The 12362-nt window shown below is 68.4% G+C and carries 8 protein-coding genes; 1 reads left to right on the top strand and 7 read right to left on the bottom strand.

Annotation, left to right across the window (positions count from 1 at the left end):
- Positions 1 to 38 precede the first annotated feature (38 nt).
- Genes EV192_RS31620 through EV192_RS54985 form a run of 5 tightly spaced genes read right to left on the bottom strand, consistent with a single transcriptional unit; the run spans position 39 to position 5985 of the window.
- Entirely contained in the window at positions 39 to 3119 is a 3081-nt protein-coding gene (locus EV192_RS31620) for an ATP-binding protein (protein WP_341770924.1), read from the bottom strand.
- The gene (locus EV192_RS31615; RefSeq protein WP_132121936.1) at positions 3119 to 3760 is read right to left on the bottom strand and encodes a hypothetical protein; all 642 of its coding nucleotides are present in this window, start codon (positions 3758 to 3760) and stop codon (positions 3119 to 3121) included. Before EV192_RS31615 ends, EV192_RS31620 begins: the two co-directional genes overlap by 1 nt.
- Before the next feature lie 27 nt (positions 3761 to 3787).
- A complete protein-coding gene (locus EV192_RS31610; protein ID WP_132121934.1) occupies positions 3788 to 5404 on the bottom strand; it encodes a CATRA system-associated protein in 1617 nt (538 codons plus the stop codon).
- Between the two features lies 1 nt (position 5405).
- A complete protein-coding gene (locus EV192_RS54990; protein ID WP_207926316.1) occupies positions 5406 to 5657 on the bottom strand; it encodes a hypothetical protein in 252 nt (83 codons plus the stop codon).
- Positions 5644 to 5985 (bottom strand): TIR domain-containing protein, encoded by a 342-nt coding sequence (locus EV192_RS54985; protein WP_207926315.1) that lies wholly within the window; start codon positions 5983 to 5985, stop codon positions 5644 to 5646. The genes EV192_RS54990 and EV192_RS54985 overlap by 14 nt, the downstream gene beginning before the upstream one ends.
- Before the next feature lie 214 nt (positions 5986 to 6199).
- Between EV192_RS54985 and EV192_RS31600 the strand changes: the two genes are divergently transcribed.
- Positions 6200 to 7162 carry an SEFIR domain-containing protein gene (locus tag EV192_RS31600; RefSeq protein ID WP_132121932.1) on the top strand — a complete coding sequence of 321 codons (963 nt, stop codon included), beginning with the start codon at positions 6200 to 6202 and terminating at the stop codon, positions 7160 to 7162.
- 14 nt (positions 7163 to 7176) lie between these two features.
- Here the strand turns inward: EV192_RS31600 and EV192_RS31595 are convergent, their stop codons facing one another.
- Complete coding sequence (locus tag EV192_RS31595; protein ID WP_132121930.1) at positions 7177 to 9846, bottom strand: tetratricopeptide repeat protein; 2670 nt, start codon at positions 9844 to 9846, stop codon at positions 7177 to 7179.
- 12 nt (positions 9847 to 9858) lie between these two features.
- On the bottom strand, positions 9859 to 12036 hold the full coding sequence (locus EV192_RS31590; protein WP_132121928.1) for an XRE family transcriptional regulator: 2178 nt from the start codon (positions 12034 to 12036) through the stop codon (positions 9859 to 9861).
- Between the last annotated feature and the right edge of the window lie 326 nt (positions 12037 to 12362).

Here is a 12362-nt window from a genome sequence, read left to right as displayed (position 1 = left end):
GTCCGTGGGGAACCGTTGGATGCGCAACGTCGGGCTCGTCACTCGTCGGACGGCCGGGCGCGGTCGATCACCTCCTCAAGACGCAGCGGACTGGCCGGGTGATGGGTCAGGCACAACGGTGTGGTCACCTGGCGGAAGCCGAACGCCTCGCCCGAAACGTAGAACTGGGCACGTTCCAGACGCGAGATGTCGACGACCGAACTGCCCTTCGCCCGTGCCATCTCGTTGGCGGCGGCGATCTGCGCGGGACTGTTGAGCCGCCCGAAGAACTGGGTCATGGCATTGCCGGTGACCTGGTTGTGCAGGCCCTTCGGCGCTTGGGTGGCGAACAGGAGGCCCAGGCCGTACTTGCGGGCCTGCGAAGCGAGCACGATCGTGCTGCGGGTGCTGGCGGTCAACGTGCCGGCCGCGGCCAGGGTCTGGGCCTCGTCCATCACGAACAGGGCCCCGAGTGGGCGGTCGCCGGCCGGGTTGCGTTTGACCCAGGCGAAGAGTTCCATCTGCAGCTGGTTGACGAAGTTCTGCCGCTGTTCCTCGGCGGGCAGGCCGACGAAGCTGATCACCGAGACCTTGGCCTTCCTCCCCGGCCGTGGCATGAGCAACACACCTGGGTCGACCGGTTGGCCGTTGCCGGCGAACAAGGGGTCGTTGACCATCGCGGCTTTGAGCCCTTCGGCGAGATCGGCGGCGATGCGCCTGCTGTCGTTGAGCGTGCTCACCCCCGATGGCAGGTCCGCCAGGACGTCGATGAGCCCAGGGAGGCTGCGTGACCCGGTACGCGCGTGGTGGATCACCGCCTGCCGCAGCACCGCCATGCCGATGTTGGCCTTGGCCGTGCTGCCGGTGAGCCGCAGCTGTGGGGCGAGCGTCGCCACCGCCACCTCCACGGCGGCGTTGAACTCGTCGTCGTCGCCGAGGACACTGGCGAAGTCCGGCAGCGGCTGGAACGTCAGCGGGCGGCCGTTCGTCCGGCCGGGCGTCCAGACCACGACGTCCGTCTCGGCCAGATACCGCTCGGCGAGCTGGGCGTCGTCCCCGCTCCAGCCGGCCGGCGGCTCGGGCCAGGCGTCGCCGAGGCGGGCCAGGTCGTTGTTCGGGTCGAGGACGATCGCGGACACTCCCTGGATCGCGCATTCCTCGACAATCCGACGCAGGAGCACGGTCTTCCCCGACCCTGATCCCGCGAACACGGCCGCGTGCTTGCGCAACGCCGAGAGGTCGATCCGGACCAGTTCCCCGGTGCCCACAACGGTTCCGAGCGTGATCCGGTCGGCGGTCGGCGGCGGGTGCGTCCCGTCCTCCCGGTGCTGCGCCGAGCGGGCCGGCAACACCGCGGACAACAGCTCCGACCGGCCGGCGGGCCGCCGGTCGACCAGCCACTCGTGCAGTTCCGTGCCGCCCTTGGCGAACATCTTGTCGAGTGCCCAGAACGTCCGGACATCCGACTCGGCGAGCGGCAGCCCGAGCCCGCCGGTGGCCGTGAACTCGTGCAGTTCCGCCCGGGTCTTCGCGCCCCGCGACCACTTCGGCTTGGTGATGACGACCAGATGCCGGTTCTCCGCCCCTTTCCGCAACCCCGCCGCGGACCTGGCCTTACGCAGGCGCGTCAGCATGGCGATCGGATGCTTGGCCAGGATGACTCGAAACGCCCAGTGTTCCTCCAGGTCCGACGCCTCGTCCACGGTCCTGGTGAGCCAGGCGTGCAGGTCACTGCCGCCGTTCTGCTTCTCGCACAACCATTCCATGTTGTCGTCGCCGACCTCGGTGATCCAGCCGCGCAGCGCCGCCGACAGCAGCGCCGCCATCACCTCGTGCTCCGCCTTCTGGTCGAGCAGCGCCGATGTGTCGGCCGACGACCGCAGCTCCTCGAACCAGGCGTCCATCCGGCCGAACCGGTCGGGCTCGATCGCCGGGCGCGGCTGGACCGGCTGGGCGGGTTCCGTGCCGTCGAACGAGGTCAGCTCGCGGACCTGGCCGGTGCGCAGGCAGGTCTCGATGTGTGCGCTGATTCTTTTCAACAGCTCCCGTGGGGTGTACAGGTCCCATTCGCCCTCGAAGGCCGTCGGCGACACCGGCCACGTCGGGTGCGGTGGAACGAATCCCATGGCCTGGTACGCCACGCCAAGCCGCTTCGCCACCAGTGCGCGGCCGACCTCGGCGTTCCTGATTCGGCCCAGGGTCAGGTGCTCGCGGAACCGGTCCGGGACCGTGTCGGTCGCCTTGGCCTTGATCTGCGCCCACGTGCTGGGCAGGCACGCCAGGACAGTGACCGTCCGGCGGGTCACCTCCCGCAACCGCATCAGGCCGTCGGCGATCAGCGCCACGAGGAGGTCGGTGTCGCCACCGTCGCCGGCATGCTGGGTCTGTTGCGCAGACCGGGCGAGGAGCGTGTCGAGCTGGTCGACCGCCACCACGATCGGGCCGGTGAGACCGAGCAGCCGGGTGATGTCCCGCACCTGGTTCGACGCGGACTTCGGCCGCGGCCGGATACCCCATTTCCGCCGCTCGCCGCTCTTCGTCTCCTCGAACCCGTTGAGGTACGAGTCCCCGATCCGGTTGAGCGTCGCGTTCTCGTTGGCGTAGAGCACCAAAGCCCGCGCGGTGTCGGCGCACTCCATGGCGACTTGCCGGTCGAGAACACGCAGCCCGCCGACGAAGTCGTCCACGTCACCGCTGGACAGCCCGCGTCCGGTCACGATCCGCTCGGCCGTGTCGGGACTGACCGAACCGTTGCGGCACACCCGGTTGAGGAAGCTGACCAGCTGTGGCTGGCCGGACGCGTCCACACGGGACAGTCCCTGGCGCAGCCCTTCGGCCGTGTTCTCCCAGAACGCGTCGCCTGCCGTGAGGTCGTCGAGGAAGAAGTAGCCGTTCGCGGCATGTGCCTGCCGCCGCACCAGGCCGAGCAGATGCGTCTTGCCGACTCCTTTCGGACCCTGCAGGACGAGACCGATGGGGCTCGGGCCGTCGCTGGCCGCCGCGTCACCGATGCCCACGTCGACAGCCGCGAGCGCGTCGCGGTGTAGACCGTCCACATGGTACGGCGAGTCCCGCCACACGTGATCCGGTGTGTCCGCCCAGTCGAAGCGCAACGTCGCCAGCGCAGCCAGGTGCTCCATCATGACACCTCGATGGAGATCAGGTGGTTGTCCTCACCGCCAAGTCGGATGGCCGCGTCGTGGTCGGCCCGGGCGAGCGTCTTCCGGTTGGCCTCCGGGACGAGGTGCACCTGTCCGGACCGGCTCAGTGCCTTCAGCACCGCGTCGACGGCCTCGCGCGACAGGTCGGCGAGCTTCGGCCGCAGGTCGACCAGGCCGACCCAGTCCCGCGGCGAGGAGGCCAGCTCGCGGTAGGCGGCCCTGATCCGGTCCTCGACCTCCGCCGTGTCCACCTCGGCCGGCCCGGTGTCCGGCATGAACACATCGGCCAACGGCATGTTCTTCCTGCGCAGGTAGGTGACCATGTCGCCGACGACCACGTACAGCACCGGGACGAGGGTGCTGTGAGCCCTGGGCGGCGGTGCGGTGCGCGTGGCCAGTTCCTCGCCGCACCAGACCCATCCCTGATCGGTCAGCTCGTGCACGTAACACCGGCCTTGCTTGTGGCTCGCGACCAGGTGCCGCTCGTTCAGATCTTCACGTGCCGTGCCGGTGAGCCGGAAGCCCGCGATCTTGTCCAGCTCCGGATTGGACACTTCGCGGGCCAGGGTCATCAGCCAGAACATCGCCGCGGTCTGCTTGTGTCCCAGACGTTCGCTCATCGATCCTCCCAATCGTGTGTGCCGCGCCTACTCCTGGCGGGCACCGTCTACGCGGGCTTCGAGGATCCGCACGACCCTCGTCATCGCTGCCTGGACGTCCGGTGCCGCGGTTGTCCGGTGCTGGTTCGCCGGCTGCCCGGCTCGCGGCCTGATCACCAGCGCGAGGCCGGCGGCCAGTTCCCGCACCGTCGGGTCGTCCTCGGCGAGAGTGGCCACCAGCAGCGCGTCGACGATGTCGGCGACGACCTGCCATGTCGCCGGGTGCAACCGGCTCCGGGCGGTTCGCCGCAGGACGTCCACCGGATCGACGTCGTCGGGTTCGGTGTGCGTGGCGGCGCCGTTGAGCTGGTCGGCCAGGTCCTGCGCCACCTCGGCCGGCCCCCATGTCGGACTCAGCCGCAGATACCGCAGATTGCCGACGTAGCCGGGAAGGGCGTTGGCGTCGGCGTCGCCGGCCAGCACCGGGATGACCCGCCGGTCCTGGCCGAGCGTCCGGTGCAGGAACAGCTCGACATCCGCGGACTGCCACCGGGTCAGCTCCCCGTCGACGACCAGGCAGAGATGCCGCGCGTCGTCGTCGGCGTCGGTGAGCAGCGACCGGTCGCCGGAAAGCGACAGCACGGCCCGGACATCACGCGAGTTCAGCTCGTCGATCAGCGTCTGTGCCACGTCCAAAGTGGGCCGTGGGGAGCTCACCCGCAGGTCGTGGACGAACGTGCGGTTGATTCCCCGGGCGGCCGCGACATAGGCGTCCCGGTTCTCCGCCAGCAGGTCGGTGCGGTCGAACCCGTGCGCGACCACCGCGGCCACCGTCTCCAGCGCGAAACCGATCTGGTCCGCGCTGGGATTGGCCTCCGACCGCACCGGCAGCTGCTCACCGAAACTCCAGTAGGAGACGTACGGCAGTGTCATGTGCCGGGAGATCAACTCGGTCTGGACCTCGCGGTGCAACCAGTTGCGGAACAGGACCTCGGTCTCCGACGCACACTTGCGCCGCCACTCCTCCGACCGGTCGTACTCCTCCCGGGTGTCGAACATGGACAGCACTGGCAGCACGGTGAGTTGCGCGCGGTCGTAGGGCAGGCCGTCCCGGGCTTCGTTGGCCCGCCTCGCGATGTCGACCGCACCTCGGATGCTCTGCACGTTGGCCGTGAAGAGGACGACCAGCCGGTCCGGCAGATGGGCCGTGCAGACGCTCCCGATGTCCGACACACCGGTCCGGCTGTCGAGCAGGACGTAGTCGTAGTCGGTGGTCCACCGGTCCCGGCACTGTTCCAGGTAGTGACCGAAACCCTGGTCGTACAGCAGGTCCCAGTCGATCTCCTGGACCTGCCGGACGTAGTCGGCGTCCTCGCGACCGGCGGCGACGAAGCTCAGCGTTCCGGTGGTGCTCAGCCGGATGGTGTGGTCCACCGGCTGGGTCATGCCGGCCAGGAAGTCGTCGACCAGGTCGACCACCCCGCCGGTGATCCCGCCGGTGAACATCGGCCGGAAGTAGTGGTGCAGGCCCGGTGCCTCCAGGTCCCAGTCCACGCACAGCACCCGGTGACCCCACCGCGCCAGCAGGACCGCGATGTTGGCCAACGCGAAGCTGCGGCCCACGCCGCCCTTGTACGAGTAGAAGGTGACCACTGTGCCCGGCATGTCACAGCCTCGGCAGGCGGGAGGTCCGCGGCGGGTCGGGGACCGGCGTCCGCGCCGGCCAGTCAGGGCGCCACGCCGGCGCCCGGTCGATGAGGTCGGCCAGCTCCTCGGCGATCCGCTCCACCTGCTGGTGGAAGTCGAGGAACTGCAACGAGTCCTGGAACTGCGGGTCGGGGCAGTTCCATTCCTTGAGGTCGTGCATGGTGCGCTCGTGCGCGTACCGTGGGAAGTTCTTCGAGTCACAGAAGATCACCGGATATCAGCCCGTGCGATCCCATACCGGTCAGTTCCTCCCGGTGCGCCATCGAATGCCACTCGGCCAGACACCATTCACTCAGGAAGTACTTGGGTGAGCACACCGGGAGCAGGATCTTGGCTCGTCCCAACGCGTCGCGCAGTTCGTCCGGCCATTTTCCGCCCGCACGGGTGTTGCCGTCGAAGAAGACCGTCGCCTCGTGGTCGAGCTGTTCGTCCAGCAGCGCGGCGAGCCGGGGATAGAAATGCGTGCGAACCCACGCCGGCACTGTCGCCCCTGCCCGGTGGTAGCTGATGAACACGTCGTACTGGTACACGCGTGCCATCGCTCCTTCGAATGCTTGACGGGGCGGCCAGATCGTATGTCCGGGAGACCCGCCGGAGACAGCGCGCGGACATGTCAGTAGTCGGTCAGTTCCTGGTCGTCCGGCCCGGCGGACCAGGACGGCCCGGGAACACGTCAGATCCGTGACATCCGGGCACCAGCCGGCGATACATCGCCGACAATGCCTGTCACCACTGCCAGGGAGGGGAGCCGAGATGTCCGACGGTGCGGCGCCGAGGGTTTTCATCAGCTATGCGCACGACACACCGGAACACGTGGAACGGGTCCGGGTGTTCGCCACGTTCCTGCGCCACGACGTCGGCTTGGACGTGCGCATGGACCAGTGGGACGACCATGTCCGCCGGGACTGGTCGATCTGGGCGGCGACCCATCTGACCGAAGCGGATTTCGTTCTGGTCATCGTGTCGCCGCAGTACAAGAACAGCGGCGACGGAATGGCGCCGCCGCACGTGGGGCGCGGATCGCACTACGAGACAGCGATCATCCGCAACCACCTGACCAGGAACCTGCGCTGCGGCATCGAACGGGTACTGCCGGTGATACTGCCCGGCTATTCGCTCGATGACGTCCCGGAGTTCCTCACCCCTTATTCCACAACGAGGTTTCGGGTCAAGGAGTTCACCGAGGACGGTATCGCCGGGCTTCTCGCCGCGATCACCGGTCGCGCGGAACACCCGATGCCGGAGCGGGGCGAGTGGCGTGGCGGCGCCCCGGGCGAGGGCGGCACGCGTGCGCCGAACGATCCGCGAACCCGATCCGTGCGGGCGATGCCCTGGCTGGCCCAGAGCGTGCACATCCGCGGGGACACCGCGCTGATCGACGGTGTCCGGTACGACGACAGCATCGTGCTGCGGCCCAGTTCGTCCACCAGGGACGACGTTGGTTTCGTCGAGGTGGACCTCGCCGGCGCGTACCGGCGGATGAAGTCGGTCGTCGGCGTCGTGGACGACGCCATCGAGACCTTCCAGGTCGGGCACTTCCGGGTCTTCGTCGACGGCCACCCCCGGTACGAGGGCAAAGCCGCGGTGGGCAAACCGGCGACCGTCGAAGTGGACCTCACCGGGTCGTTGAAGTTGCGGCTGGAGATGTGTCGTCCCGGTGTTTCGCACGAGGCCCGCCTGCCGGAACTGGCTTGGGGAAACCCCACACTGTGCTAGCTGAATGCGGCCAGTTACCGGGCACGGATCCCCGCGATCCATTCGTGCAGGCGCCACGCGGCTCGCGTCTCGGGAGCGTCCGGGCCCAAGGTCTCGTGCAGCCCCTGGGCCGCGTCGTCGATGAGGATCCAGGCCTCGTCGGCCTGCTGGTCCAGCTGATCGATCGCCGCGTGGGCGTGCGCCAGGTAGCACACCGCGACCATGGTCCGGGCGTCGTCCGGGCCGAACTCGGCGTAACACTGGTCGTAGTGGTCACGGGCTCGTTCGTGGAGCTGGTCGAGTTCGTCGGCACGAGCGCGGTCGAGCCGGATCCCATCCAGTTCGAGTCCAGCCGGCAGCACGTCGACGACCTGCGCGGTGACCATTGTGGACGTTCCGGCACCCGGCTGCAGGAGGAAGCGAAGGACGCGTTGGGTCGCAGGGTGGTCAGGTCCCTGCGCGGCCAGGCGCAGCCGGTACGCGTCGATCAGAAAACGCGCTGGCTCGTCCGAGGTGACCGCCAGGTTCTCCAGCGCACCCGCTGTTTCCGCGTCGTTGGCCTCGGCGAGACGTGCGGCATGTACCTCACGGAACAGTGCGTGTGCCCGGCCGCGGTCAGTGTGGGACAAGGTGGCGGCGATGTTGTTCAACGCGTCGGTGGTTCGTGGACTCCCCGGCCCGTGTACGTCCTGGCAGAGTTGGTACGCCTGCTGTTTGAGCAGGAGAGCATGAACGTGGTCGCCGGTTCTGCCGACCGCGATCGAGTAGTTCGTCAGGGCTTCGACCGTGTCCACGTGGTAGTCGCCCAGAACCCGGCGGCGGGTTTGGTGAACCCCGTGCAGGAGGTCGGCCGCCAGGCCGGGGTCTCCCATGTCCAGGTGGGTCACCGCGATGTTGTTGCACGCGATGAGGGTGTCCGGATGGTCCGGGCCGAACTCGGCCAGCAGCCATTGATGGGCACGGACTTTGAGGTCGAGTGCGGTGGCGTGCTCGCCGTGCATGCCGTAGGCCGCGCCCAGGCCCACCAGCATCGCGATCGTGGTCGGGCTGTCGCCGAGCGCTTGTGCGCAGGTGTCGAACAGGCTGCGGTACAAGTCAAGGGTGGACCGGCTGTCACCCAGTTCGGCGAACGCCCGGCCGGCTTCGTTGACCAGGTGCCATTCGTCGAGGTCAGCCATGCCGTCCGCGAGCCGCACCAGGTAGGCGAGGCAAGGGGTCAGAGCGCCGAACGACCGGCTTTCCCGAGCCTGGTCGGCCAGTTGCGTGAGGCGGCCCAGGACGGCGATCCGCAACCGCTGCACGCGCGGCGGGTCGGGTTCGATCAACTGGACGGTCCTGGTGACGAGTGGATGCACGCGGATCTCGGCGCGATCCTCGGTGGTCGTCGCCAGCAACGCGCGCAGAACCTCGTCAATCCCGCTGTCGCACAACGAATACAACGACCGGGGAACCGGAGCGGCGTCCCCCAGGGCGGCTATCCGCAGCACGTCACGACCGCCCTCGGGGAGTTGTTCGACGCTGCGGACGATGGCCGCCGTGATCGCACGCGCCTTGCCGTGCGGCAGTTTCGCGACCAGATCCCCCGGAAGTGCCAGGAACAACGGCCTTCGGTCGTCCGCGGTGAGCACACGTCGAAGCTCCGGGAAATCGGTGAAGGACCTGACCAGCCCGGCCGCGAGGACCAGCGCGTGCGGGTGCCCGGCGAGGTCGTCGGCGAGCCCGGCCGCGGCGTGGTACGCCACACGATCGGTTCGCAGCCTCGTCAGGCGATTCTCGACGGTACCGGGCAGCCCTGATGTCAGGACGGCCAACGCGGCCATCCGGCCGAGTGCGGGCAGCTCAAGGACACGCTGGCGGTCCATCGAGCCCGGCGCGTCGCCCTGGGTGAGCACGAGCGTGCGGCCGGCCCCGGTCGGCGCGACAAGGTACCGGGACGATCGGAGGTCGGTCCCCGCGGGCACGTCGTCGACAATCCACAGGTACCGCTCGTCGCCGATCTCCAGGCTGCCGGCCTGCTCGGCGAGGGAATGCCCGGTGGCGCGCAGAAAGTGGACGCCACCAGGATAGTCCTGCGCGAACAGTCGTGCGTACTGCTCGGCGAAGGACGTCTTGCCTTGTCCACTCAGGCCGGTCACCGCCACGACCTGACCGGGCTGGTCGGTGAACAACAGGTCGTGCAGCTCCCAGAGTTCCCGTTCCCGGCCGTACACCGTCCGGAGGCTCGGCAACGTCGGTTGCCACCGCGGCTCGGGTGGCTCCGGCGCGTCGCCCAACAGCCGGCTGTCCGCTGCCGCGATCAGGCGCACGTTGTCGGCGACAGCTTCGGCGACCTTGGCGGAGTCCTGGCCGACCGGCGGCAGAACCCAGTTCTTGACCATGTCCGGCCGGACGGCTCTCATCCGGCCGGCTTTGACGACCGCCATCACCCGGGTGCGGTCGAGCCCCAACCGATAGGACCGCAGCAACGCGTAATGCAGCTCCTGCCAGCAGTACTCGCTGTTGTGGAACGACGGCGAGTGCAGCATGACCAGCGTGCGGGAATGACGCAGCGCCTCGTTGATCTCGCCGTCGATGAAGTCGTAGACGCGCATCTTCGTGTCCTGGAAGACGTTCAGGTGCAACGCCTCGAGTTCCGCGCGCAGAGCGTCGGCTTCTGCCTTGTCCTCCCATACGTAACACAAGAACACGTCATACGGATTCGCCACGGCTCGGTCCTCTCAAGCCAGCTCGGCGCGTGCCTGCGCTTCGCCCAGCAGGCGGGGATTGAACTGCACACAGTACTCGTCCGCCTCCTCCCATCGTCGCCTGGCGACTTCTGGCTCTCCGCGCCGGGCGGCCACATTGCCGACACCTGTGAGGGCACGGGCCAGTTCGTACTCGCTGCCGTCGAGTTCCGCCAAGGTCACCGCCGACTGGTACTGGTGTTCGGCCTCGTCCAGCCGGCCGGCGCGGAAATGAATCCAGGCGATGCAGTTGATCGTCATCAGCGCGTCCCGCGGCAATTTCAACAGGCCGTGCGCTTCGTGGGCGTGGGCAAGGGCTTCGTCGAACTGACCCATCGCGGCCAGGACGAACGCGAGACCACGTAACGCGATGGCGGTGTTGCGCGTTCGGGCAGTGCGCCGGTAGACGGCCAACGTGCTGGTCAGGTCGCGATGCGCCGCCACGAGGTCACCTTCGGCCGCCAGCGCCCATGCCCGACTGGACACCGCTGTCGTTCCCCGCCCGTTGCCGGCCCGGTCGAAGTACTCCTTGGCACGGTTGTGGCACGTGATCGCCTCGGCGAGGTCACCCTGCTCAAGGCGGGCCATGCCGAGGTTGTTCAGGATCATGGCGGCGCCGCTCACGTCCCCGGCCTGTCGCGCCGACGTGAGGGCCAGTTCGTGGGTGCTGATCCACGGGTCCAGCAGGCGCTCGCGGAAGAAGTACGACCGCAGGACGAGGGTGAGCTGCCAACAGTGCCGGTGGTGGCCGAACCGCGCGGCCAGGTCGACGACCTGGACCAGCGCCGGCCAGTGTCGTCGCAACCAGGCCAACGCCGTGCCGGTGTCCTCGAAGGGAAGGCCGTGCTCCTCAGTGGTCACCTCGGGGCGGAATCGTTGTGGCTCAACGAGTTCATCGGCCGCGTTGACCAACGCCAGGGCGTAGTCCACCAGCCTGCCCGCAGCCGCGGTCTGGTCGGTGCGGCTGACCTCGGGCAACGCGTACCTGACAGCGAACATCCGCGTCAGGTCGTGCACCTCGATGAACCCGGCCTGGTTGCGAGTCACCAGGTGGGCGTCGTGCAGCCGGTCTAGCAGCCGGTCGGTCTCGTCCGGGGCCAAGCCGGCCAACGCGTGCACGGCGGTGATCTCGGCCGCGGTGGCCGGGTGCAACGCCAGCAAGCCGAACAACCAGCGCTGCTCGGCGGGAAGCGCGTCGTAGGACACCTTGAACACCGCCTCGACGCTGCGTTCGCCGTCGTTCAGCGAGCTGAGCCGGGTGTCCTGGCTGGTCAACCGGCCGAGCAGGCCCGCGGTGGTCCATCCGCCAGCGACCAACCGCGCCGCCGCGATCCGGATGGCCAGCGGGAGCAGGCCACAGCAGGCCACGATGTCCCGCACAGCCTTGTCGTCCGCGGCCACCGACGGCCCGGCCACCGATCGGAACAACGCCACGGCTTCTGCCTGGGGAAGCACGTCGAGCGGGACGGGCCACGCGTCGTCCAGGGCGGCCAGCCGCCCGCGGCTGGTGATGATCACCCGGCAGCCGGGTTCCGCCGGCAGCAACAGCCGGACCTGGTCGGCGGTACGGACGTTGTCGAAGACGAACAACACCCGGCGTCCGCGCAACAGCGTCTGCAGCAGGTTCGCCTGCCCTTCGACGTCCGGTGGGATCTTCTCGCCGGGTACGTCGACCAGCCCGAGGACCCGGCGCAGCCCTTCCTCGGCGGTCAGCACAGGGGCGCCCGGCGTGTGGCCGCGTAGGTCGAAAAACAGGCATCCGTCCGGAAAGTCGTCGATCACCGCACGAGCCGCGGAAATGGCGACCGCTGTCTTCCCGACGCCGGCCATGCCGTGTACAACGCACACCCGGACGGCGTCCTGATGGAGCAACATCGCCGACAACCGGGCCAATTCCGTCTCCCGGCCGACGAAATGCCGGGTGCCGGCCGGAAGTCCGACCGGTCCGGGTGGCCGGCCGGGCCCGGCCGAGCGAGTGGCCAGCGCGCACAGCCGCCCTTTCGCGTCCAGCGCCCTGTCACACGCCGCCGCGATACCGCGACTCGCATTGACCTTGCCGTTCTCGATCCTGCTGAGGTATCCCTTCGACGTCGGGACGAGCTTGGCCAGCGTTGTCAATGACATCCCGGCCCGCTCGCGAAGGCTGCGTAGTTCGGTTCCGAACGCGGACATGATGAGATCGTCCCCCTCTCGGTCGGCGGCGACCGGCCGGGCCGGCGCCCCTCGGTCACCGGCCCGGCCGTACCTGTTCAGCCCAGCAACACGACCAGCTGGCCGAGCACCACGATGATGTGCGTGTGCATGTGGACCCACCCTCCTTGCGAATTGTTCACGAGACCGATCCGATCGGGTGAAGTGGTTGATGTTGTTGCCGGCGGACCGACAAATCCATCGTCAACTCGCATTTGTGGAGGTAAAAGTGGTTTCCAGTAGCACGCTCACCAGAAACCGTTACCACCCGGGCAACCTGCACTGTTTCCCGGTTTTGGAAACCCTAT

Origin of the sequence: Actinocrispum wychmicini, from assembly GCF_004345645.1 — a bacterium.
In the GTDB taxonomy this organism is placed as follows: domain Bacteria; phylum Actinomycetota; class Actinomycetes; order Mycobacteriales; family Pseudonocardiaceae; genus Kibdelosporangium; species Kibdelosporangium wychmicini.
This window is presented reverse-complemented; position numbering and strand designations above follow the sequence as displayed.

Bases quoted from the DNA above. Each gene is read 5' to 3' on its own strand.
- EV192_RS31610 (WP_132121934.1), bottom strand. From the start codon at position 5,404: ATGCCGGGCACAGTGGTCACCTTCTACTCGTACAAGGGCGGCGTGGGC.
- EV192_RS31600 (WP_132121932.1), top strand. From the start codon at position 6,200: ATGTCCGACGGTGCGGCGCCGAGGGTTTTCATCAGCTATGCGCACGAC.
- EV192_RS31590 (WP_132121928.1), bottom strand. From the start codon at position 12,036: ATGTCCGCGTTCGGAACCGAACTACGCAGCCTTCGCGAGCGGGCCGGG.
- EV192_RS31615 (WP_132121936.1), bottom strand. From the start codon at position 3,760: ATGAGCGAACGTCTGGGACACAAGCAGACCGCGGCGATGTTCTGGCTG.
- EV192_RS54985 (WP_207926315.1), bottom strand. From the start codon at position 5,985: ATGGCACGCGTGTACCAGTACGACGTGTTCATCAGCTACCACCGGGCA.
- EV192_RS31620 (WP_341770924.1), bottom strand. From the start codon at position 3,119: ATGGAGCACCTGGCTGCGCTGGCGACGTTGCGCTTCGACTGGGCGGAC.